The 22,853-nt window shown below is 70.0% G+C and carries 19 protein-coding genes; 8 read left to right on the top strand and 11 right to left on the bottom strand.

The features are described 5' to 3' along the window. Nucleotides 1-141: 141 nt before the first annotated feature. The 3 genes from ACOFKX_RS14770 (at nt 142) to ACOFKX_RS14760 (ending at nt 3,464) form a co-directional block, all read left to right on the top strand. Nucleotides 142-1,476, top strand: a complete 1,335-nt coding sequence (locus ACOFKX_RS14770; protein ID WP_419827836.1) for an O-antigen ligase family protein — start codon at nt 142-144, stop codon at nt 1,474-1,476. A gap of 77 nt (nt 1,477-1,553) precedes the next feature. After that, nucleotides 1,554-2,183, top strand: coding sequence for a D-sedoheptulose-7-phosphate isomerase (locus ACOFKX_RS14765; protein WP_419827835.1), 630 nt, complete (start codon nt 1,554-1,556; stop codon nt 2,181-2,183). Between the two features lie 159 nt (nt 2,184-2,342). After that, on the top strand, nt 2,343-3,464 hold the full coding sequence (locus ACOFKX_RS14760; RefSeq protein WP_419827834.1) for a glycosyltransferase family 4 protein: 1,122 nt from the start codon (nt 2,343-2,345) through the stop codon (nt 3,462-3,464). On the opposite strand, the gene ACOFKX_RS14755 is transcribed toward ACOFKX_RS14760, so the two are convergent. Beyond that, nucleotides 3,461-4,825: a hypothetical protein gene (locus tag ACOFKX_RS14755; RefSeq protein WP_419827833.1), complete on the bottom strand. Its 1,365-nt coding sequence runs from the start codon at nt 4,823-4,825 to the stop codon at nt 3,461-3,463. The two genes, ACOFKX_RS14760 and ACOFKX_RS14755, sit on opposite strands and share 4 nt — an antisense overlap. Nucleotides 4,826-4,930: 105 nt before the next feature. On the opposite strand from ACOFKX_RS14755, the gene ACOFKX_RS14750 reads away from it, so the two are divergent. Continuing rightward, a complete protein-coding gene (locus tag ACOFKX_RS14750; protein WP_419827832.1) occupies nt 4,931-7,300 on the top strand; it encodes a WD40/YVTN/BNR-like repeat-containing protein in 2,370 nt (789 codons plus the stop codon). Further along, complete coding sequence (locus ACOFKX_RS14745; RefSeq protein WP_419827831.1) at nt 7,297-8,205, top strand: glycosyltransferase family 2 protein; 909 nt, start codon at nt 7,297-7,299, stop codon at nt 8,203-8,205. The genes ACOFKX_RS14750 and ACOFKX_RS14745 overlap by 4 nt, the downstream gene beginning before the upstream one ends. Here the strand turns inward: ACOFKX_RS14745 and ACOFKX_RS14740 are convergent. The 4 genes from ACOFKX_RS14740 to ACOFKX_RS14725 all read right to left on the bottom strand — a co-directional run bounded on the left by ACOFKX_RS14740 (nt 8,202) and on the right by ACOFKX_RS14725 (nt 13,577). Further along, nucleotides 8,202-9,287 (bottom strand): acyltransferase family protein, encoded by a 1,086-nt coding sequence (locus ACOFKX_RS14740; RefSeq protein ID WP_419827830.1) that lies wholly within the window; start codon nt 9,285-9,287, stop codon nt 8,202-8,204. The genes ACOFKX_RS14745 and ACOFKX_RS14740 overlap by 4 nt on opposite strands. Nucleotides 9,288-9,315: 28 nt before the next feature. Next, on the bottom strand, nt 9,316-11,448 hold the full coding sequence (locus ACOFKX_RS14735) for a GumC family protein (protein ID WP_419827829.1): 2,133 nt from the start codon (nt 11,446-11,448) through the stop codon (nt 9,316-9,318). A gap of 40 nt (nt 11,449-11,488) precedes the next feature. Then, nucleotides 11,489-12,826 (bottom strand): outer membrane beta-barrel protein, encoded by a 1,338-nt coding sequence (locus tag ACOFKX_RS14730; protein WP_419827828.1) that lies wholly within the window; start codon nt 12,824-12,826, stop codon nt 11,489-11,491. A gap of 100 nt (nt 12,827-12,926) precedes the next feature. Continuing rightward, entirely contained in the window at nt 12,927-13,577 is a 651-nt protein-coding gene (locus tag ACOFKX_RS14725) for a polysaccharide biosynthesis/export family protein (protein ID WP_419827827.1), read from the bottom strand. A gap of 397 nt (nt 13,578-13,974) precedes the next feature. On the opposite strand from ACOFKX_RS14725, the gene ACOFKX_RS14720 reads away from it, so the two are divergent. Next, nucleotides 13,975-14,769 carry a metallophosphoesterase family protein gene (locus ACOFKX_RS14720; protein WP_419827826.1) on the top strand — a complete coding sequence of 265 codons (795 nt, stop codon included), beginning with the start codon at nt 13,975-13,977 and terminating at the stop codon, nt 14,767-14,769. Between the two features lie 36 nt (nt 14,770-14,805). Here the strand turns inward: ACOFKX_RS14720 and ACOFKX_RS14715 are convergent, their stop codons facing one another. Continuing rightward, nucleotides 14,806-16,209, bottom strand: a complete 1,404-nt coding sequence (locus tag ACOFKX_RS14715; RefSeq protein ID WP_419827825.1) for an exopolysaccharide biosynthesis polyprenyl glycosylphosphotransferase — start codon at nt 16,207-16,209, stop codon at nt 14,806-14,808. Between the two features lie 546 nt (nt 16,210-16,755). On the opposite strand from ACOFKX_RS14715, the gene ACOFKX_RS14710 reads away from it, so the two are divergent. Further along, nucleotides 16,756-17,826 (top strand): mannose-1-phosphate guanylyltransferase/mannose-6-phosphate isomerase, encoded by a 1,071-nt coding sequence (locus ACOFKX_RS14710; RefSeq protein WP_419827824.1) that lies wholly within the window; start codon nt 16,756-16,758, stop codon nt 17,824-17,826. A gap of 4 nt (nt 17,827-17,830) precedes the next feature. Here ACOFKX_RS14710 and ACOFKX_RS14705 read toward each other — a convergent pair whose 3' ends face one another. Genes ACOFKX_RS14705 through ACOFKX_RS14695 form a run of 3 tightly spaced genes read right to left on the bottom strand, consistent with a single transcriptional unit; the run spans nt 17,831 to nt 21,014 of the window. Beyond that, entirely contained in the window at nt 17,831-18,592 is a 762-nt protein-coding gene (locus tag ACOFKX_RS14705) for a metallophosphoesterase family protein (protein ID WP_419827823.1), read from the bottom strand. A gap of 56 nt (nt 18,593-18,648) precedes the next feature. Then, a complete protein-coding gene (locus tag ACOFKX_RS14700) occupies nt 18,649-19,650 on the bottom strand; it encodes an NAD-dependent epimerase/dehydratase family protein (protein ID WP_419827822.1) in 1,002 nt (333 codons plus the stop codon). Between the two features lie 35 nt (nt 19,651-19,685). Then, nucleotides 19,686-21,014, bottom strand: a complete 1,329-nt coding sequence (locus ACOFKX_RS14695; RefSeq protein ID WP_419827821.1) for a nucleotide sugar dehydrogenase — start codon at nt 21,012-21,014, stop codon at nt 19,686-19,688. A gap of 171 nt (nt 21,015-21,185) precedes the next feature. Here ACOFKX_RS14695 and ACOFKX_RS14690 point away from each other — a divergent pair, with 171 nt between their 5' ends. After that, nucleotides 21,186-21,554 carry a winged helix-turn-helix domain-containing protein gene (locus tag ACOFKX_RS14690; RefSeq protein ID WP_419827820.1) on the top strand — a complete coding sequence of 123 codons (369 nt, stop codon included), beginning with the start codon at nt 21,186-21,188 and terminating at the stop codon, nt 21,552-21,554. Nucleotides 21,555-21,557: 3 nt separating this feature from the next. Here ACOFKX_RS14690 and ACOFKX_RS14685 read toward each other — a convergent pair whose 3' ends face one another. Both ACOFKX_RS14685 and modB read right to left on the bottom strand, forming a co-directional pair. Further along, the gene (locus ACOFKX_RS14685) at nt 21,558-22,181 is read right to left on the bottom strand and encodes an ATP-binding cassette domain-containing protein (protein WP_419827819.1); all 624 of its coding nucleotides are present in this window, start codon (nt 22,179-22,181) and stop codon (nt 21,558-21,560) included. After that, on the bottom strand, nt 22,171-22,851 hold the full coding sequence (gene modB, locus ACOFKX_RS14680; RefSeq protein WP_419827818.1) for a molybdate ABC transporter permease subunit: 681 nt from the start codon (nt 22,849-22,851) through the stop codon (nt 22,171-22,173). Before modB ends, ACOFKX_RS14685 begins: the two co-directional genes overlap by 11 nt. Nucleotides 22,852-22,853: the final 2 nt, after the last annotated feature.

Here is a 22,853-nt window from a genome sequence, read left to right as displayed (position 1 = left end):
TCGACCGATCCCGCGATGTCGAGTGCAAAGCGGGACGGTGCGCGTGTCGCGGATCGTTGATCGACCGGGACGCGCGTCGTACCAACCACGCGCGGAGTCCGGATCACCGGCGCACCGCCGACGAGAGAGGTTCCCCGCGCGATGCAGCCCGGCCGTGCCACCGCCCGCTCCTTCGCCGCGCCGCCGCGCGAGGGGCCGATGCTCTTCGCGCTGGCGGTGATGATGGCCATGGTGGTCCTGGCGCCGCTGATGACCACCAGCGACTTGCCCTTCACCGGAGAGGGCAATCCCGTCCGCCAGGGCATCTATGTCGCGATCGCGCTGCTCGTGGTCTGGGCGTCGCGGCCGTTGGAGGCGCCGCGCCGGCTGCTCGCGGCACCGCTGCCGCTGGTGATCGCGCTCGGCTATTGCTGGCTGAGCCTCGCCTGGTCGATCGCGCCCGGCGTCGCGCTCCGCCGGCTGGTGCTGACCTGCGTCATCGCATGGACGATCTGCGGCGCCGTGCGGCAGCTCGGCTTCGAGAAGCCGGTGAACCTGTTACGCGTCGTGCTGGTCGTAGCGCTGGTGGTCAACTTCATCGCGGTGTTCGGCTTCCCGGCCACCGGCATCCACCAGTTCAACGAGGGCGGCGACAAGACGCTGATCGGCGACTGGCGCGGCATCATGATGCAGAAGAACTTCGCGGGCGCGCTGTGCGCGGTGACAATCCTGATGTTCCTGTTCGACGCGCGTGCCGTCCCCAAGCCGCTGCGCATCGGCGTGGTGGTCGCATCGCTGGGCTTCCTGATCGAGACGGGCTCCAAGACGTCGCTCGGCATGGGGTTGGCCGCGGCGGGCGCCGGCATTCTCTATCTTCGCTATCACGCGCGCTACCGCGTGGCGGTGATCTCGGCGGTGCTGATCGTCGGGCTCGCGGGATCGCTCGCCGTCAACATCTTCGTCGATCCGGTGCGCAAGACGCTGAACGATCCGCACGCGTTCACCGGACGCACGCAGATCTGGGATACGCTCGCCCGCTACTCCGCCGATCACGGCCTGTTGGGCGCAGGCTACGAGTCCTTCTGGAACATCGGGCCATCCAGCCCGATCTATCAGTATGGCACCGATTGGGTGCTGCACCTGACCGCCGGGCACAACGGCTTCATGGACCTGCTCGTCCAGATCGGCCTGCCCGGGCTGGTGCTGGTGATCGCTATGGTGGTGGTGTGGCCGCTCGTTCGCCTGCTCGGCAGCCGCCAAGCCCAAGGTCAACGCGGCGCGCTCACGCTCGCGCTGCTCGCCTTCTGTGTCGGCCACAACATGACCGAGTCGAGCATGCTCGAGCGCGATGTGATCGTCGAGGTGTTCCTGATGTTCGCCATCGCTTTCGTGTGGGTGCTGAGCGCGACGCCGGCGACCTCCGTGCCGTTCAGCTTCGCCGACCTGCGCGACGTGCGCGATCGTGTCGGCCGGCGTCCTAGTCCGGCACGATCCTGAGGTGCTGCGGCGCAGCGCGGTTGCGTTCGCGCCGCCCGTTGGGCACATCCTTGCCGCAGAATTCCATGAGGTGCCGATTGTCGATTCCTGATCCGCGACACCGCAATGACCTGTTCGATCGCTCCTCGATAGGCGCCTATCTCGACGGGTACGCCGTGCGGCTGGGCGAGGTGCTCGGCGCCGTCGATCGCGGCGCGCTCGCGCGCGCGGCGGAGATGATCGAGGCCGCCGCCGCCGCCGACCACCGCGTCTTCTCGGTTGGCAACGGCGGGTCGGCGGCGATCGCCGACCATCTCTGCTGCGACTGGACGAAGGGCACGCACGTCTCCGGCCATCCGGTCATCGATGCCACCTCGCTCACCGCCAACGGCGCGCTCTACTCCGCGCTCGCCAACGATTTCGGCTTCGACATCGCCTTCGCGCGGCACCTCGACATCGTCGGGCGCGCGGGCGACGTGCTGATCGCGATCTCGTCGTCGGGCAACAGCCCCAACATCATCGCCGCCGTGGAGAAGGCCCGCGATCGCGGCATGGGCACGGTGGGTCTGAGCGGCTTCGACGGCGGGCGCCTGAAGGAAGTCGCCGACGTTGCGATCCACGTCGACGCGCGCAACTACGGCATCGTCGAGGACGCGCACCAGAGCGTCATGCACATCATCGCCCAGTATATCGCCTGCCATCGCGACGCGGCCGGCCCCAGGGCGTAGCCGCACGAGCGGACCCCTCCGAAACGCGAGACTTGGACTGCGCTCTGATCTATGCTCCCTCACGAGCGCGCGGGACCGGGGGCCTGCCGGATCGCGTGTGGGGGGCGGCGCGGTGTGCGAACCGATGGGAACGACGGTGATCGAGCACGAGCGTCCGCGTTGCGGAAGGGCTGGCAGGCGGCGGGCACGACGGGCGGCGCGATGCACCTCCTGATCCTCGGCGGCTCGTCCGATCATCCCGGCGGCGTCGAGGCGTTCTGCGAGCGATCGCGGCTGGCGCTGCTCCGCCGCTCGCCCGATTGGCGGATCACTCGGCTGCCTACCAATACCGCCTATCTCGCGCCGCGTGGCCTGCGCCGCTTCGCCGCCGGGCTGACGGCGCTCCGCCGCTATCGTCACGAGAAGCCCGACTGCGTCTGGCTGCAATATGTCAACCTGCCCGATCTTGCCTACTTGGTCGCCGCCAAGGCGCTGGGGATGCGCGTGATGGTGACGCCGCATCTCGGCGCCAACTGGCGATCGCAGACCAATCGCGCGCTGCGCGCCGCGAGCGAGTATGCGTTGAGCCTGGCGGATCGGCTGGCGTTGATCTCGCGTACGCAGGAGGGCGAGATCGCGCTCCACGATCGGCCGCCGCGATCGCTGATTCGCAACTTCCTGCCCGCCGAGATCCTGGGCGCGGCGGCCCCCGACCCCGCGGAGCGGCCGGCGGCGTTGCAGCTCATCCACTCGGGCCGCTTATCGGAGGGGAAGGGCAGCTTCCTGGTCGTCGAGGTCTGCGCGAAGCTGCGCGACGCGGGCGTGCCCTTCCACGCGCGGATCACGGGCGGCGCCGATCGCGACATCTATGATCGCCTGGCCGCGCTGATCGAGCGCCACGGGCTGCACGGCCAAGTGGAGGTGCTCGGCCGCGTGCCGGAAGAGGAGCTGCTCGGCCACTTGCGTGGCGCCGACGTGCTCGTCCACCTCTCCAGCATCGATTCCTATCCGCTGATCGTGCTGGAGGCGATGGCCTGCTCCACACTGCCGGTATGCATGGAGCTCGCCGGCGCGCGCGACCAGATCGAGACCTATGGCGGCCACGTCGTCGGCATCGCAACGCCGGCGGAGGAGACGGCGGCATGGCTCGCCGCGCAGGATATTGGCGAACTTCGTCGGCGTGGGCGCGAGGCTGCCACCCGCGTTCGCATCGACTATGACTGGGATGCGTGCGCGGGTGCGCTGGAGGCGGCTCTGCGCGCCTGCGTCGAGCGCGACGGGCGCGACATGGTGCCGGCTTAGCGCAGGTCCGGCGGACGGCCGATCGTCTCGTCGGCGCCGATCGGGAGCATGGGCGCGCTCTCCGCGATGGTCGCGGCATCGGCGGCGGCCGGGTCCGGCGACGTCACGCGCGCGTCCGCTAGCCAGCGACGCGAGCGCCGCCAGATGAACAGCGCGAACAGCAGCTCGCCGCCCAGGATGCCGAGGATCGAGAGCACCGGGCCGCCCGCCAGGATCAGCGCCAGCACCGCCGCCACCGATACGCCGGACGACCAGGCGCTCGCCATCGCCAGCGGGCGGAAGGCACCGCCCGCCTGCATCAGCGCGTTATCAGGCGTGCGCGCCAGCCGCACGATCGCCACCGCCATCCACAGCGCGGTGGCGATCGTCAGGGTGTGGAGATCGTAGCTCCGCGGATAGAGCGCGTGCGGCGCGCGCCAGAGCAGCAGGACGATCCCCAGTCCGATCGCGCTCCATGTCGCGACCAGCACCCACCGGAACAGCCGCACCGCCGCCAGCGCCGCGTCGAAGCGGCCGGCGCCGATCTCGCGTGCCATCTGCGCGCGCTCGAACTCGGTAAGCGCGTTCACCGCCACGTTGATCGGCCGGATCGCGAGCTGGCTCGCCGCCACCGGCGCGAAGGCGGTGGGCCCGAGCAGGAGCGTCACGAGATAGGCGTGCGAGTTGGCGGTCGCCTCCGTCGTCAGCACGCCGAACAGCGACCAGCGCGCGTGATCGCGCCACACCGGGCGGTAGGCGCGCGCGACGCGCGGCGAGGCGCGCAGGAATTGATCGGCGAGGTAGGTGCGTCCGAACGGCAGCAGCCCCGCCGCCGTGCCCGCCAGCAGCGCCGCGTAGGCGGGCACCGCCGATGTCGGCCCGGCGAGCGCGACGACGGCGGTGCCCGCGAGCAGAACGAGCGCGTAGGCGAGGTCGGAGGCGGTGGTGCGGAACGGCCGCCCGCAGGCGTAAGCATGCGCGCGGGCGAGCCAGCGCAGCAGGTTGGTCGCCGCATAGCCCGCGAACAGCAGCGCGCCCGTCGTCCCGTCGCCGAGCGCCAGCGCCATCGCCAGCGCGACGCCGAAGCCGACGATCGCGCCGACGAGGCTGACCGTCAGCACCGAGCGTACCGGTTCGGCGCGCGCGTCTCCGCCCGCGCCCGCGAGCAGGATCGGCAGCGGCGCGCAGAACAGCGCGCTCCACACGCCGGTGCTGAGCTGCGAGGCGACGAGCAGGAAGGAGAAGCGCCCGAAGGCGGAAGGCGCGACGTGGCGGAGCAGCACGAAACTCAGCGCGAACTGCGCCCCGGCCGATCCGAACGGGCCGACTATCGCCAGCGAATAGCGCAGCAGCCGGGTGGGGAGCGGAAAGATGCGGGGCATGAACTCGCCGACGGTGCTACGAGCTGCGGTGTAGTCGCTTCGCCCGCGATTGCGAGCGGCAAGGCGGGCATTGCCTGCGCGACCGGGCTGTGAGAGGTCGCGGGGATGGACGGTGCGGCACTTCGGTCTCTCGTGGCGCGGCTCGGCCGGTGGGGGCGTTGGCCGGCGCTCGGGCTGCTCGTGGCGGTCGTCGCGGCGCTGGTGCTGGTGCGCCCCGAGGCGGGCGGCGGCGTGCCGCCGGCGGCGGCGGGGGCGGGGCTCCCGGTGGCGGGCGAGACCTACCTGTGGAAGCCGGTGGCGATCGGGGCGGGCGGCTTCGTCACCGGCCTCTCCCTGAGCCGCGACGGGCGCACGCGCGTGATCCGCACCGACGTCGGCGGCGCCTATCTATGGGACGAGGGCCGCGCGCGCTGGACGCCGCTGTTCACCGCCGCCTCGGTGCCGGCGGGCGATCGCGCGATCGTGCGCGGCGGCTTCGGCGCATGGGAGGCGGTGGTCGCGCCCGGTGAGGCGGAGCGGCTGTACCTCGCTATCAAGGGGCGCTTCTTCCGATCGGACGATCGCGGCCGCCATTGGCGCGAGCCCGGCGGCGGCGCGCCGTTCCCTCTGGCGCTCGACGCCAACGGCCCCGCCCGCCTGTCTGGCCCCTTCGTGGCGGTGGCCCCGGACGATCCGGACCGGCTGCTGCTCGGCACGCCCAAGGACGGGCTGTGGCGCTCGGCCGACGGCGGCGTGCACTGGGAGCGGGCGGCGGAGGTGCCGGCCTCCGCCACCGGCGCGGGAATCGTGGTGGGGTTCGTCGCGGCACCCGGTGGGCGCGTCCGCGCGCTCGCCGCGCCGGCCGGGCATGGCGTGTACCTTGAGGATGCGAGCGGGCGCTTCGCGCCGCTGCCTGCGCGTGGAGCGGCGCCGAAGACGATCGCGCGCATCGCGCAGGCGCCGAACGGCGAGCTCTTCGCGGTCGAGACCGACGCGCAGAAGGCCTGGCGCTATCGCGGCGGCACGTGGAGCGAACTCGCCGCCGCCGGGCTGCCGCAGGCGCGCTTCGCCGGCGTCGCCGCCGATCCACACGGGCGGACGATCTACGTCACCGATGCGGGCGGCAAGGCGTGGTGCTCGGCCGACGGCGGCGACCGCTTCGCGCCCGTTGGACGATCGCAGCAGGTGGAGGAGGGCGGACCCGGCTATCTCCGCGCCAACAACGGCGGCTACTTCGCCTCAGGCCAGATCCTGTTCGATCCCGTCGTCGCCAACCGGTTGTGGGTGGCCGCCGGCGTCGGGCCGTATCGCGCCGAGACGGGCGGCGGCTGCGTCCGGCTCGACTGGACGACGCAGGTGCGAGGTCTCGAGGAGGTCGTTGCCAATGACGCGACGCAGCCGCCGGGCGGCGCGCCGCTGTTCGCCGGTTGGGACTTCGGCATCCACCGCAAGCCCGATCTCGACGCTTTCTCGACGAGCTACGGTCCCAAGATGCGCAGCCTGATCGCGGCGCAGCAGGTGGAGTGGAGCGGCGGCCACCCCCGCTTCCTCGTCACCAACGCGTCCGATACGCGCATGGATTGCTGCTCCGAGGATGGCGAGAGCGTGCTTGCCGGCTGGAGCGACGACGAGGGCGTCTCGTGGCGCCGCTTCGCGAGCCTGCCGACGCCGCCGTCCACGAAGCCGACCGATCCGTGGCGGATGGCGTTCGGTACGATCGCGGTCGCCGCCGGCGACGTGGATGACATCGTCTGGGAGCCCGCGTTCAACCGCGCGCCCTTCTTCACCCAAGATCGTGGCGCTCACTGGACGAAGGTGACGCTGCCCGGCGAGGTGGGGCCGCTCACCGGCTCCTATCCCGACTACTATAACGGCCGGAAGACGCTGGCCGCCGATCGCGTCGCGCCGCGCACCTTCTATCTCGTGCATAGCGGCGAGGGGGCGAACGCTGCGCTGGCCGGGCTGTGGCGTTCGCAGGACGGCGGGCAGCACTGGACGCGCCTGTTCGCGGGCCACATCGCGCCCTATGACGGCGGGCCGGCACGGCTGCGGGCGATGCCCGGGCAGGCGGGGCGGCTGTTCTTCACCTCGGGGGTCAGTTGGGGGCCGGACACGCGGTTGCGGCGCTCCGACGATGGCGGTGCGCGCTGGCGGGCGCTGGACGGCGTCGATCAGGTCGACGACGTCGCGTTCGGCAAGGCCGCTCGGGGGAAGCGGGAACTGGCCATCTACATCTCGGGCCGGGTGGGTGGCCACTACGGCATCTGGCGATCGGTGGACGACGCGGCCACGTGGCAGCGCGTGGCGGACTTGCCTGCCGGCAGGCTCGATCAGCCGAGCGTCGTCGAAGCGGACAAGGACGTGTTCGGCCGCGTCTATGTCGGCTACAGCGGCACCGGCTGGCTGACCGGCGCGCCCGAACGCTGCCCGGCCGCGTCGCCGCGTCCCGGCGACGATCGCGCCTGCGCCGCCGTCGAGCCTTCGGTACGGCCATGAGCGCGCCACGCGTCAGCGTCGTCATCGCCACCTGGCGGCGGCCGGATCGGATCGCGCGCGCCGTTGAGACCGCGCTCGCGCAGACGATCCGCGATATCGAGGTGATCGTCGCCGTCGAGCGCGACGATCCACAGACGCTGGCCGCGCTGGCGGCGATCGGCGATCCCCGCGTTCGCCACGTCGTCAACACTGAGAAGCGCGGGCCGGGAGTGGCGCGCGACACCGGAGCGCGCGCGGCGCTGGCCGAGTGGGTCGCCTTCCTCGACGACGACGACGATTGGCTACCCGCAAAGCTGGAGAAGCAGCTCGCGGCGGCGGACGGGCGGGGCGACGTGATCGTGATGACGCAGTCGCGCGTGCTGTGGCCGGGCGGCAGCTTCGTGCGGCCCGTCGCCCCCTACGATCCCACGCAGCCGATCGACGAGTGGCTGTTCGATCGGCGGAGCTGGTTCGGCGGCGGCGATGCCATGCTCCAGACCTCGTCGCTGATGATGCCCCGCCGGCTGTTCGACACGCTGGGCTTCGGCACCGCCCAGCATGAGGAGTGGGAGCTCGCGATCCGCGCGGTGAAGCAGCATGGCTACCGCCTCGTCACCGTCGCCGAGCCGTTGGTGAACTATGTCGCGGGCAATCGCTATCCCTGGGCGGGTTCGGTGCGCTGGGCGGAAGCGATGCGCGACGTGGCGAGCGCCCGCGCGCTCTCGGGCTTCCTGCTGACGGTGGTGCCGCAGGGCATCCGGTCGCCGGGGCGCACGCGCGCCTTCCTGTCGCTGCTCCGCGCCGCGCGGCGGGACGGCCGGCCTACGCCCAAGCAGCTCTTCGCCTGGGCGTTGATCTGGGCGGTGCCGCACGGCGCCCGCTATCGGCTGCGCGCCGCGCTCGGGCGCTTGCGCGGACGCCGCTAGAGCGGGACGGGCACGGATGGATCGGCGGCGCGCCGGCCGCGCAGCAGGCGCAGCAGCGGCTTCTCCGCGAGCCGATGCGCCGCGATCCCGCTGGCGATCGCCGCACCCGCGATCAGGACGAACAGCAGCGCCGGCGGTAGCGCGGCGACCGCCCCGCGATGACGGCTGAGCAGGATGCACAGCACCGAGATTACCGCCGAGTGGACGAGGTACAGCGCGTAGGAGGCATCGCCGAGCAGCAGGAGCGCGGCGGGGAAGCGCCGCCGCATCCGCCGCTCGGCCAGCACGGCGCCGAGCAGAAGCAGTGCCGAGGCCAGCGTGAGCGTGATCACGTCGCCGGGGTGCGGCTGCGCCTCGCCCGGCGACGGCGCGATGCGGCCGGCGAGCGCCAGTGCTAGGAACGCCGCGACGCCCAGGCCAAGCAGCGGCATCCCGGCGGCGGGCGGCAGCCGCCGCGACGACCACCATGCCGCGAAGCCCGCCAGAAATCCCAGGTTCCACACTCCGATCAGGCTGACCTCATAGTCGTGCCAGACGAAGGCGTTGGCGATCACCAGCGCGAACCACGCCGCCATCGCGACGAGCCCCGCGGCGCGATGGACGATCAGCACCGCGAACAGCGCGTAGAAGCCGACCTCGTAGACGAGCGTCCAGGCGACTTTGAGCGGCAGGCTCGGCACGGCGAGGAACTGAACGAGCGTATAGGCGGTGGCGAGATTGGTGGGCGCGGTCGAGAACTTGACGGGCGCGAGCCCGGCGAGCGAGGCCGCGATGAACGCCGTCAGGAACAGCCAGTAGACCGGGTAGACGCGCGAGAAGCGGCGCCAGGCGTAGCGGCCGAGGCGCTGTGGCCGGCCGACATCTTTCGCGTGCGCGTGGCAGATGATGAAGCCCGACAGCACGAAGAAGACGAGGACGCCCGTCCATCCCCAGGCGGTGAGCGGCAGCAGCACGCCGAGATCGCCCAGTGCATACTGAGTCATGATAAGCGCCGAGTGGTAGAGTGCTACCACCAGCGCCGCCAACCCGCGCAGCACCTGTACGGAGTCCAGCCGTCCGGCGGCGGCCGGGTCGCGCGCCATGGTCACGACCGCCGCCGCCGTCGGTTCGTCAGGCGGCCTGATAGTAGGCCGAATATTTCTTCGAGTAATAGAGGCTGCCGATCGCCTCCGCCGAGCTGTCGACCATCGTGAAGATGACGCCGACCGGGTTGGCGCCGTCGTTGCGCAGCAGGCCGATCGCCTGGCTGATCGCGTCGGCCGGCGTCGCGTCCCACTTCACGCACACCGCGGTCGCGTCGGCGAGCACGGCGAGGAAGCGCCCGTCGGCGAGGCCGATCAGCGGCGGCAGGTCGAGCACGATCTGCTCATAGCGCTCGCGCAGCAGCGCGATCAGCCGCTCCATCGCGCCGCCGCCGAACAGGTCCTCGGAGCTGAAATAGGGTTGACTGACGAGCAGGTGATCGAGCTTGGGCACGTCGCCGGGATTGATGACCTGCTCGAGCGTCGCCTCGCCGTGAAGCAGCTCGACGATGCCCGGCCCCTTGGGCGGCTCGTTGACCAGAAGGCGCATCTGCGCGCGGCGCACGTCGCATTCGAGCAGCAGCGTCTTGGCGTTGTTGATCGCCAGCGTGCGCGCGAAGGCGAGCGCGGTCGTCGTCTTGCCCTCGCTGGGCAGCGCGGAGGTGATCGCGATCACCTGCTTCGATCGCGCGGAGCGCACGCCGAGGATCGCGGCGCGCGCGATGCGCAGCGACTCGGAGAACAGCGACGTCGGCTTGTCGAGCAGCACGTCCGACGGCGAGGTCGAGCGCGGCAGCTTGGGCACGGCGGCGAGCACCGGCATGCCGAGCTTGGCGCGCACCTCGTCGGTGGTGCGCAGGCCCGCCACCATCAGCTCCTGAACCGCGATCGTCGCGGCGCCGGCGCCCAGCGCGAGCAGAAGCATCGCCGCGATCAGCAGCGGCTTGTTGGGCGATGTCGGCGCGGAGAGCGGCCGCGCGCGCTCGATGATCTCGGCCGATGTGATGTTGTTCTTGGCGGCCTCGATGCTGTTCAGCGACAGGCCGGACATGCGATCATACGCCGCGCGCTTGGCCTTGGACTCGCGATCCAGGCTGTCGGCGAGCACGGCGTTGCGCGTGTCGGAGGACTGCTGCACTTCCAGACGCGACATCGACGATCGCAGGCTGGCGACGCTGGCGTCGGCGGCGGACGCCGCCGCACGCAGCGAACCGACGATGCGTCGCGCCTCGGCGTCGATCTGCTTGTCGAGCTGCGAGAGCTGATCGTGGACGCGAATGCTCTCGGGATGCTTGTCGCCGTAGCGCGCCTGCACCTCCTCCACGCTGCGCTGGACCTCTGAGCGCTGGCGGCGGAGATCGCCAATCACCGACGAGCCGAGCACCTCGGACACCGAATCGATGCCGCCGCTGGCGATCTGCGCGCTGGCGGCGGAGAGCTTGGCGTGAGCGGCGGCCGCGTCGGCCTGGGCGGTGGCGAGCTGCGAGGCGAGCGGCGCGATCTGCTGGTCGGTGATCGAGCCGACGCTGTTGCCCGCGGAGTCCTGAACAATGCCGGCTTTCGCGCGATACTGCGCAGCCGCGGCGTCTGCGGTGCTCACCTGCCGGCCGAGGGCGTCGAGCCGCTGCTGGAACCACTGCGCCTGCTTCTGCGCGGTGCCGCTGCTCGATCCCGCCTTTGTCGACACATAGGCGTCGGCGAAGGCGTTAGCGATCGCGGCAGCCTTTTGCGCGCTGGGATCGGTGAAGCTGATGTCCAGGATGTAGGTGAGGCGCTCGCGGCTCACCGCCATCTTGCGCAGGAGCTGATCGGCTACCGCTCCGGCCTTCTGGTCGGCGTTCATCGGCGGAGTGCCGGGCTCGCCAAGGCCCTGGGTGAACTCGGGATCGGCGGTGAGGTTGAGCGCGCGGACGACGGCGAGCGCGGTGTCCTTGGAATTGACCAGCGAGACCTCGGTCTCGATCGCCTCGGGGGCGAGCGTGTCCGAATTGTTCTTGGCGCTGTCCGCCGCCGCCAGCGGGTTGCGGTTGGGATCGATCTGGACGCGCGCGGTGGACGTGTATTTGGGCGTGATCATCGAGATCCCGACCAAGCCCAACGCGAATACGAGGATCGAGACGGCGGTGAGCATCTTCCAGCGCCGCAGAACCGTGTCGCGGACAACGGCTATGATGTCGGCGAGCCGGCCCTCGGCGCCGTCCTGCTCATGGGTGATTTCCATCGCTCGTCGTTCCTAGCTGGGGCTCTTCGGGAGCCGATGCTCAAATCTGCACATACACGCCTACCTGACCGGCAACCTCGGTGAAGTTGCGGCCGGCGAAGCCGCTGGACGTCTGGTGACCGTAGGACAGGTTGCCCTTCAACCCGTAACGCCGCGTCGCGAGATACTGCGCGCCGCCGACGATGCGGAAATTGTCGCGGTGAGCGCTGGCGAGCTGCCTGTAGTCGATCCGGCCATACTCGCCCTCCAGGTTGAGGAGCAGGTTCACGAGCAGCTCGTGATCGACGCGCAGCCCGATGCGGCTGTCGAAGTAAGCGGCGTTGGCCCCGATGCCTGAATCCTCCAGGAAGCGTCGCAGCCGCAGTGTGACCGTCGTGAGATCAGACGGGAAATATTCGAGCTTGCCCTCGACCGATGGCCCGGAGACGGTCTTGTACAGCGGACTGTCGTAGTTGCGGCGCACGTAGCCGACCGCGACGGTGCCGCGCAGGAAGCTCGCGAGATCGAAGTTGACGCCGCCGACCAGGCGGACGCCCTTTGAATCGCGATTGGCGACGCCGGGCGCGAGCTCGTGCGTGTAGTCGATGTCGCTGTAGGTGCCCTGCGCGTAAACCGACACGCTGGGCGTGAAGGCATACTCCGCCTGGCCGGTGAAGCGGACGATGTGGCGGTTGCGGTTCGACTGGTCGACGCCGGTGTCGTCGTTGAAGTCGATGTTGCTGAAGGACAACGTGGTGCGGTCCACCGCGACCTGTCCGCGAAACTGCCCCGCCTGATATTCGCCGCGCGCCGAGAGGAAGCTCGTCAGGTAGTTGGAGAGCACCGCCGCCGTGGCGTCGTTGCTGCCGGCGTACGGCGACTCGAATTGGCGCCCGACGCTCGCCTGGCCCGTGAAGTTGAGCTCGTCGTTGACGTCGAAGCGGCCGGCGGTGCCGAGATCCCACTCGGTCTGGTTGCGCGGCGAGTTGCTGAAGTAGCGCTGAAGGTCGACGTCACCGTTGAACTGCAGCGCGTGCCGCGACCAGTCCGAGATCATGCGGGCGCGCGGCGTGAGTTCGACGAAGCCGTCGCCGCGCCGGTCGTCGTTGGCAAGATAGACGTTGCTGGTCGCGCCGATGCCGGCGTCCAGGCGCGGATAGAGGTTGAAGCTGGAGATCGGGATGCCGGTCGGATCGAAGTCCGGCCGCGCCTTCTCCACGACGCCGACGTTGCGCCCCCGGTCGAATCCGGCTGGAATGGCGGGCTGAACGAGGCTGGTGTCGTTGTAGAGGAACTGTGCGGTCTGCACCGAGGTGAGCGGCTGAGTGCTCTGCGCCGATGCGCCGTGCGAACAGCAGGCGAAGACCGATGCGCCCGCGAGCGCGGCGCGCAGGCGCAAGCGTGCGGCGACTCGAGGCGCCGTGCCGCTGACGCGTGCGTCGTGCCGGCGTTTGCTGAAACCTGCCATTGCCACCCCCTGCGAACTCCGCCGCCTGTGCTTAGAAGTATCGTTCGCCGATCCGAATCGTGTCGCCGGGCAGGATGCGCATGTCGGGCGTCAGCTTGAACCGCTCTTCCTGGCCCTGCCCAGCGCGCCGGATGAAGACGTTTCGCCGATCGGAGCGCGGGGTGTAGCCCTGCGCGGTCGCGATCGCGTTGAACACCGTCAGCCCCACGGCATAGGGATATTGGCCGGGCATCTTCACCTCGCCCAGGATGAAGAAGGGCCGGTAAGTTGTCACCTCGGCGCTCACCTGCGGGTTGCGCAGGTAGCCGGCGCCCAGGGCGGATTGGACGGCAGCGGCGATGTCGCCCGGCCGCTTGCCCCGCGCGGGCACGTTGCCGATCAGCGGCAGCGAGAGCTGGCCGTCGGCGCCGACCGCGAAGTCGCCCGACAGCGTCGGCTCGTTGAAGACGGTGATGCGTATCTTGTCGCCGGTGCCGAGCTGATAGTCCTCGATCTGGGCGGGTTGCGTCGAGTAGCGATCATCATCGCCGGCAACGACGCCACCCGCATCGGCCGCGGCGGCGACAGGAGACGCTCGGTTCGCCGGCGCAGCCGCGGCTGGCGCCTGCGGGGAAGACTGCGCCGACGTCGCCGACGGCAAGGCGACCGCCGCGCCGACGATCAGAAGAAGCGCCTTTACCACTGATGGTCCCCGCGTCGTTGCTGCACCTGCACGCATGTCCTATGGCGCTTCCGTTACCCGTACAAGGGTTCGTCGGCACGCTCTTCCCGCTTCGCGACAGCCCCTCCGTCGGCGAGGATGCTCGCATGTTCGGCTCGGGTCCGCTCTCTGCGTCGCCGCCCACGGTGCGGAATGAGGGAGGCAGCCGACGCTCGCAAGCGGCGCCGCAAGTTTCTCGCGAAAGCCGAGGCGACGATAAGCTTGCGATTGCGCATATTGCATCGCAGCATAGATTGCTGGACCCTCCTTGTCATCCGCTCGTTGACAGCGGTTGGCCAAGCCGGAGGTTCAGCCGTCGTTAGGATTGGCACGGTTAGGTATCGATGATTCCGCGGTTGCGGAAGGCAGGAGTTTGGTTGTGGCGAGCGAACGCGGTCTGGCTACCGGCGGTCCCTCTGTGGATCGGGACGAACGCATCTACGTGATCGGCGACATTCACGGCCGTTATGACCTCCTACGCGACATCCTGGACAAGGTGGAGGATCACTCGAACGCTCTACCGCCCGTCTCCTCCATCCACATCGTCCTCCTCGGCGACATGGTCGATCGCGGACCGGATGCGGCTAGCATCCTGCGCTTCCTCTACAACGTCCAACAGCGCTCCGACCGAATCATCGTGCTGCTCGGCAACCACGAGGAGATGATGCTGAAGGCGCTGGACGGCCAACCCGAGATGGTGCGCGCGTGGCTCCGCATCGGCGGCGACGCCACCATGCGCAGCTTCGGCATAGAACCCGACGATTTCGACGGCGACGTGCGCGCGATCGCCGCTCAGTTCCGCTCCGCCGTGCCGAAAGAGTGGGTGGAGTGGCTGCGCCGCCTGCCGCTCACCGCGCGATCGGGCGACTATTTCTTCTGCCATGCCGGCATCCGTCCGGGCACCGCGATCAAGCGACAGACGCGTTCCGACCTGCTGTGGATCCGCGACGAGTTCCTGTACGACGACACGGATCACGAGGCGATGGTCGTACACGGCCACAGCATCTCGGCCGACGTCGAGATGAAGACCAACCGCATCGGCATCGATACCGGCGCCTACCGCACCGGCGTGCTGACCGCGCTCTACCTGGAGGGCACGCGCCGCGCGATCCTGGCCACCGCAGGCGAGGTCAGCACCGCGTCCCCGCAGTTGGACGACGCCGACCTCGCCTGAGCGCGCGAGGTCGACCGACCTAGGATAGGCGCCTCGTCAGTAGGCGTTCTTGTGGAGCATCACCTTGAACGTCGACAGCAGGATCTTGATGTCGCGCCAGAAGGTCCAGCCGTTCAGATAGTCCAAGTCGGCCTGCAATCGGTTGACGAGGTCCGACTGGATGTGCGTCGCGCCACGGAAGCCGCGCACCTGGGCGAGGCCGGTGATGCCGGGCTTGCTGGCGTGGCGGTGCCAATAACGCTGGTCCACCTCCCAGAACAGCTTGTCGCCCGCAAGCGAGCCGAGCGCGTGCGGGCGCGGGCCGACGATGCTCATGTCGCCGCGCAGCACGTTGAGGATCTGCGGCAGCTCGTCGATGCTGGTGGCGCGGATGATGCGGCCGACGCGGGTGATGCGCGGATCGCCGCGTAGCGTCGACTGATTGCCTGCCGTGTCGCACAGGTCCGCGCGCATCGAACGGAACTTGTACATGCTGAACAGCCGGTTGCCGCGCCCGAGCCGGGGCTGCACGAAGAAGATCGGGCCGGTGCTCTCCAGCCTGACGGCGAGCGCCACCACGCACATCAGCGGCGCCAGGAAAAGCAGCGCCAGCCCTGCCAGCGATAGGTCGAGCGCCCGCTTGATCGCCCGGTTGCGCGTGTCGAGCGGGCCCAGCGAGACGAGCAGCGTCGGCGCGCCCGCGAAGCTGGAGGCACCGAGCGTTCCCATCTCTGCAAGTTCGCCGCTGACGATTTCGCCGCGTACGCTGGTGCCCTTGAGCACGGCGGCCCACGCGGCGCGCCGCTCGTCAGGGCAGGCGACGATCACGCGATCGGCGCGCTGGAGGAGACGGCCGACGCGATCGAGCGCGACGGGATCGTTGATGTCGGGGCGCAAGCTGAGCGTCTGCGCGTCGAAGACGATGCCGTGGTGCCCGATGGGTGCTGCCACCTCGTCGCGAATCACCACCTCGGTCAGCGGTTCGCCACCAAGCATGTGGCTGGTCCAACGATGCACCACCCAGCGCTGCGCCACCAGCGCCACCGCCGAAAGGATGACGCCATAGGTGAACACCTCGCGCGACAGTCGCGCGCTGGCGTGAAGGTAGAAGCTGATGAACAGCACCGCGAGCACGGCCCAGCCGAGCGCCATTAGCGCGCGCTCGGCCGTCTGCCGCCAGCGCTGGAAGAAATCGACGCCATAAATGCCGTTCTGCACGGCGATCGCGACGAACAGCGGCAGCAGCACCGCGACCGCGTTGAGCCCGGGGGCGGCGAGCGCGTCGCCGAACTTAGCGAGATTGCCGACGATGAAGGAAGCGGCGATCGCCAAGCAATCGATGACGAGCAGGACCGCGTAGATCCGGACCCGGAACATATGCTTGTTTCCGGGCAACGCGCCACGCAGATCCGCCAGCGGCAGGGCACCCAAACGAGCTTTCGGACCGATCTCCAGGTTCATCGCCTGTCCTCAAGCCGGATTGTGATTGAAGCCTTATCCCCTTTCCGGAACAAGGCCCAGCCTTTTGTGCGACGCACAATGTCGCGTTGAGGGACGAATTACAGGATCGACGTGACTGCCCGATGAAGGAACGCACGGGGCGCATACGGAAGGCATATGCGCCGCTGCCGGTCAGAACAGCGCGAGTGCCGCGGTGATGATGGTGGCCCACAGGAGCAGCGATGCCGCCGCTGCCGTCAACATTCCTAGCGACGCAGCGATGCCATCGCCATCCGCGCCGGCAGACCGTGACACGACGCCCGAATGATAGTGATGCAATGGCCCCTCCATCGATTTGTATCGTTTATGGACAGGCTTAAGTCGCAGCCGTCGCCTGTCAACCATTGGTTCATCAACCGCGAAAGGTAGTCACTGACTGTCGCGCGCGTAAGATTGCTGGTTCGCAAATGGCTGGCAGAGGACAATGGCCGGGTAAGCCGTTGGTACGGCCGGTCCGCTGCCCAGCCGCCGTGCTTGTCGCCCGCGCCGTTCGCGCTAAGGGGAGGCATGGTCGAGCGTCGCGTCGTCACTCCTGTGATCCTCTCGGGTGGTTCGGGGACGCGGCTCTGGCCGCTGTCGCGTAGCGCGCGTCCCAAGCAGCTCCTCGCGCTGACCGCTCCGGAGACGATGCTTCAGCTCACTGCGTCGCGGACCGCGGGCGATGTGCGGTTCGGGCCGCCGGTCGTCGTCGCCAACGCCGCGCACGCCGACGAGATCGAGGCGCAACTCGCCGCCGTCGGCGTCCGCGAGGCGACCATCATCCTGGAACCGGCCGCGCGCAACACGGCGCCCGCGATCGCGCTCGCCGCCTATGCCGCTGCGGCGGACGACCTGCTGCTCGTGATGCCGAGCGATCATGTGATCGCCGACGTGCCTGCCTTCCTCGCCGCGATCGAGCGTGCGCGGCCCGCGGTGGAGCAGGGCTGGCTAGCCACCTTCGGCATCCGCGCGATCGCGGCGGAGACGGGCTACGGCTATATTCGTCGGGGCGACGCGATCGGCGAGGGCATCTACGCGGTCGAGCGCTTCGTCGAGAAGCCGGACATCGAGACCGCCCGTGCCTATGTCGCCGACGGTCGGCACGACTGGAACGGCGGCATCTTCCTGTTCACCGCCGCCGCCTTCATCGCGGCGGTGGAGGCGAACGCGCCGGCGATCGCGCGCGCCGCGCGGGCGGCCGTGTCCGACGCTCGGCGCGACGGTCGGCGGCTCCACCCCGAAGCGCACGCGTTCGGCGCCTCGCCGTCCGACTCGATCGACTATGCCGTCATGGAGAAGGCGGATCGCGTCGCCGTGATCCCGGTCGAGATGGGCTGGTCCGATGTCGGGAGCTGGGACGCGCTTCACGCGCTCGGCCCGCGCGACGACGCCGGCAACGCGCATCAAGGCGAGGTGATGGCGATCGACACCAAGGGCTGCCTGATCCGCTCGGACGGGCCGCTCGTCGCCGCGATCGGCGTGACGGACCTGATTGTCATCGCCACGGCGGACGCCGTGCTGGTCATGCCGCGCGGCGACAGCCAGGACGTCAAGCGCGCGGTGGACGAGCTGAGGAGGCTGAGGCCGCTGACGCTCTGACGCGTCAGGCGGCGAGCGGCGCGCTCTCCAGGAACCAGCGCTCGCGGTGCTCCAGCCCGACCGCGCTCAGCCGCCCGCTCTTATACGCGCCGGTGTCAAGGCCCAGGCGATTGTCGCGATCGTCGATCGCGCCGCCGACGGTATGGCCGTGCACGATCAGCGCGCCATGTTCGCGACGCGAACCAAGGAAGGGCGTACGGATCCAGAGCTGGTCCTGCGGCGCCTGTTCGTCGAGTGGCACGCCGGGGCGGACGCCGGCGTGGACGAAGTAATAGTCGCCGACCCAGTGGCTGAGCGGCAGCGCCTCCAGCCACTGGCGACGGACTTCGCCGACGGCGGCTCGGCCGGCCAGGATGATCGCGGCGGCATCGCCCGTTTCCAGCACGTCGGCGGCGACGCCGAAGCTCGCCAGCGTCTCGATGCCACCCTGCCTCAGCCACATGCGCGCGGCGCTCGCATCGCCGGCGAAGGCATCGAGCATCGCCGCCTCGTGATTGCCCATCAGGCACACGAGGTCGGCCCAGGGTAGCCCCGCCATCAGAAGGTTCATCACGCCGGCCGATCCGGGGCCGCGATCGACGATGTCGCCGAGGAAGACGATGAGCGGCCGCTCGGGCCCGCGCGCGCGGCTGTCCTCCTCGATCCGGCCGAGCAGGTCGGTGAGGAGATCGAGCCGGCCGTGGATGTCGCCGATCGCGTAGGCGCGGCGGCCGGGCGGCATCTCGCGCACGGTGCGGGAGCGGGGAGGGAAGATGGCGTGCAGCATGATCTTCCGGCTGCAACGCCGCAGCGCGTGGCGCGATCCGCTACGCGTCAGCCATCTCAGCCGAGACGGTGGTAGTCGCGATACCATTCCACGAAACGCGGGACGCCGACGTCGATGGTGGTGGTGGGCTCGAAGCCGAGATCGCGCTGGATCGCCGTGATGTCGGCGTAGGTGGCGGGCACGTCGCCGGGCTGCATCGGCTGATAGTCGCGCACGGCCTCGCGCCCGCAGGCCGCCTCGATCAGGTCGATCATGTCGCCCAGCCGCTCCGACCGGTGATTGCCGATATTGTAGACCGCGTGGGGTGAGACGCTGCCGCCCGCCTTCTCCGCGCCGTCGTCGGCGGGTGGATGATCGAGGCAGGCGATCACGCCCGCGACGATGTCGTCGATATAGGTGAAGTCGCGCCGCATCTCGCCGTGGTTGAAGACGCGGATCGGGCGACCTTCCAGGATCGCCTGGGTGAAGATCCACATCGCCATGTCGGGCCGGCCCCATGGTCCGTAGACGGTGAAGAAGCGTAGGCCGGTCTGCGGCAGGCGGTAGAGATGCGCGTAGGTCTCGCTCATCAGCTCGTCCGCCTTCTTGGTGGCGGCGTAGAGCGAGATCGGCCTGTCGACGCGATCCTCGACGCGGAACGGCATCTCGGTGTTGCCGCCGTAGACCGACGAGGAGGAGGCGTAGACAAGATGGCCCGAGCGATGGTGCCGCGCGACCTCCAGCAGGTTGAGGTGGCCGGAGAGGTTGGCGCGCACATAGGCCCGCGGATTGTCGATCGAGTAGCGCACGCCGGCCTGCGCGCCGAGGTGAACGATGCGATCGAACGCGTGGGGCGCGAGCGCCGCGTCCAAGGCGGCGTCCTCGGCGAAATCGACCTGCTCGAAGGCGAAGCGATCGCCGCCCTCGCGCGCGAGCAGCGCCACCCGATCCCGCTTCAGCGCGACCGGGTAATAGTCGTTGAGGCTGTCGATGCCGACGACGCGGTCGCCGCGCGCGAGCAGCGCACGCGCGACACTCATACCGATGAAGCCGGCGGCGCCGGTGACGAGGATGTCCATGTCTCAATCCTTTCGGGGCCGGGCGACCGACGCGGTCAGAGCGTCCAGTAGTCCACCGCCGGAGGATCGGCACGCAGGCCGAGCGCGTTCTTGACGTCGGCGAGGAGCCCGCCGTCGGCCACGAGCCCGGAGATGGCGTCGCGGCCGAGCGCGAGATACTCCGCGTGCGGCACGGTCAGCGCGACGAGGTCGTAGCGGCGATCGAAGGCGTCGCCGTCGAGCGCGATGCCATATTCGTGCACCGCCTCGGCGGCATCTGCGAGCGGATCGTGGACCGTGACGTCGTGGCCCAGCCACTTCAGCCGCTCGATCACGTCGACCACGCGCGAGTTGCGGAGATCGGGCACGTCCTGCTTGAAGGTGAGGCCGAGCACCAGCGCGCTGCCCGCCTTCGCGCCGCGCCTGGTGTGCATCGAGTCGGCGAGGCGGATACCGGCGGCGTCGTTGGCGTTGCGGCCCGCTAGGATCACCTGCGGCGCCACGCCAACCGACTGCGCGCAGTGTGCGAGGTAATAGGGATCGACTCCGATGCAGTGGCCGCCGACGAGGCCGGGCTCGAACGGTAGGAAGTTCCACTTGGTGCGCGCGGCGGCGAGCACGTCCCAGATCGACAGATCCAGCCGCCCGAAGATGCGCGCGATCTCGTTCATGAAGGCGATGTTGATGTCGCGCTGCGCGTTCTCGATCACCTTGGCCGCCTCGGCGGCCTTGATCGAGGCGGCGCGGAAGGTGCCGCCTGTCGTCACCGCTTCGTAGAGGGTGGCGATGCGATCGGTTACGGCCGGCGTCTGGCCGGCGACGACCTTGACGATGCGATCGACGGTATGCTCGCGGTCGCCCGGGTTGATGCGCTCCGGCGAGTAGCCGAGGAAGAAGTCCCTCCCGCAGACGAGGCCGGATGCACGCTCCAGCTCCTGCGCGCAGATCCCCTCCGTGACGCCGGGATAAACCGTGCTCTCGTAGACGACGATCGCCTCGCGTCCGGCGCGCAGCATCCCACCCACCGTGCGCGACGCGGCGACCACCAGCGACAGGTCGGGGCGGTTGGCCTCGTCCACCGGCGTGGGCACGGTGACGATGTAGATGTCGGCCGGCGGGCATTCGGCGGGATCGGAAGTCAGCCGGATCGAGGAGGCGGCGAGGCGCTCGGCGTCGATCTCGCCGGTGCGGTCGCGCCCGGCGCGAAGCTCGGCGACGCGCGCGGCGCTGATGTCCACGCCCCAGCAATCGAAGCGCCTGGCGAGCGCGACCGCCAGCGGCAGCCCGACATAGCCGAGGCCGACGACGACGATCGTCGCGGCGTCACATCCCGGGGCGGGATCGGGATCGGCTTCGCTCTCCACGCGGTGGCTGAAGGCATCCATAGCAACATCCCTCGGCGGCGACATCGCCCGACCATGGCCGTCCGCACCCTTCGCGCGGACAGGGCGAGCCGTACAGTCCCTCCGCTTACGAAAGGCTAAACCACGGCGGCATGTAGAGAAGCGCCCCGCTCGCGGTGGACGATCCGGGCGGCTGCGTCCAAGGTCCGTGGGGTGAACGACACGCTCCGCATCAAGCTCCAGCTTTTCTGCGCGGACGAGCGCGCGCTGGGGCCGGGGCGAGCCGACGTGCTGGAGGCGATCGAGCGCGTCGGCTCGATCTCGGGCGCGGGCCGCGCGCTCGGCATGAGCTATCGCTACACCTGGCTGCTCGTCGACGGCATGAACCGCTGCTTCGAGGGCCGTGTGGTCGAGACGGCGACGGGCGGCGCGGGGCGGGGCGGGGCGCGGCTCACCGACACGGGGCGCGCGGTGCTCGCTGCCTATCGCGCGCTGGAGGAGGATCTGCGCCGCGCCTCGGAGGGCGAGGCGCTCGCGGCGCTGCGCGCGCTGCTCCGCCCCGAGCCGCTGCCGCGCGGCTGAACCTCACTCGATCGCGACGATCCGCGTCGCCAGCCGCTCCGCCTCGTCGGCATCGTGCGTGACGTAGAGGATGGGCAGCGCGAGCGCGTCGCGGACGCGCTCGATCGCCACCATGACCTCCTCGCGCCGCGCGCGATCGAGCGAGGAGAGCGGCTCGTCCATCAGCAGCGCGCGCGCGCCCGCGAGCAGCGCGCGGCCGATCGCGACGCGCCGCTGCTCGCCGCCCGACAGCGTGCGCGGCCAACGATCGAGCAGGCCGTCGAGGCCGAGCAGCGCGATCGCCTCCTCGGGCGCCAGCCAGCGATCCTCAACGCGCGCGAGCCGATGGCCGTAGAGCAGGTTGGCGCGTACGCGGCGGTGCGGGAACAGCCGGACGTCTTGGAAGACATAGCCCAGGCGGCGGCGTTCGGGGGGCAGATCGATTCGCCTGGCGGCGTCGAACAGCGTCTCGCCGCCGACGCGGACATGGCCGCGCGCTGGCCGCCTCAACCCGGCCACCATGTCGAGCGCGGTCGTCTTGCCCGCGCCCGAGCGGCCGAACAGCACCGTCACCCCCTGCTCGCCCGCGAAGCGTGCGGCGATCGTGCGGCCGCCGAGCGCCACCTCGACGTCTACATCAAAGCCCACCGCGCGTCCCCGCCGTGACGCGGCGCGCCAGCAGCTCCGAGGCGACGAGCGCCGCCAGCGACAGCAGGACCGACACGGCCGCCAGCCGCACCACCGTCCGATCCGCGCCCGGCACCTGCAGCGCGGAATAGATGGCGAGCGGCAGCGTCCGCGTCTCGCCGGGAATGTTGGAGACGAAAGTGATCGTCGCGCCGAACTCGCCGATCGATCGCGCGAAGCCGAGCACCGCGCCCGCCAGCACGCCGGGCAGCGAGAGCGGCAGCGTCACGTCCAGGAACGCGCGTCGGCGCCCGGCGCCCAGCGTGCGCGCGGCGCCTTCGAGCCGGCGATCGACCGCCTCGATCGACAGCCGGATCGCGCGTACCATCAGCGGCAGCGCCATCACCGCCGAGGCGATCGCCGCGCCGGCCCAGCGGAACAGCACCAGCCCGCCCGCGAAGGCCAGCGGCCCGCCGCTGCCGAAGGCGAGCAGCAGCAGCCAACCCGTCACCACCGGCGGCAGCACCAGTGGCAGGTGGATGACGGCATCGAGCACCGTGCGTCCGGGAAATCGCCCGCGCGCCAGCAGGAAGGCAAGCGCGAAGGCGATCGGCAGCGTCGCCGCCACCGCCACCAGCCCGACGCGCAGGGACAGGCGCACGATCTCCCATTCCTCCGCCGAGAGCGTCACCG

The sequence above is a fragment of the Sphingomonas sp. genome (genome assembly GCF_965200105.1).
GTDB lineage: Bacteria > Pseudomonadota > Alphaproteobacteria > Sphingomonadales > Sphingomonadaceae > Solisphingomonas.
Note: the sequence above shows the minus strand (reverse complement) of the source record. Positions and strands in the feature narration are given on the sequence as shown.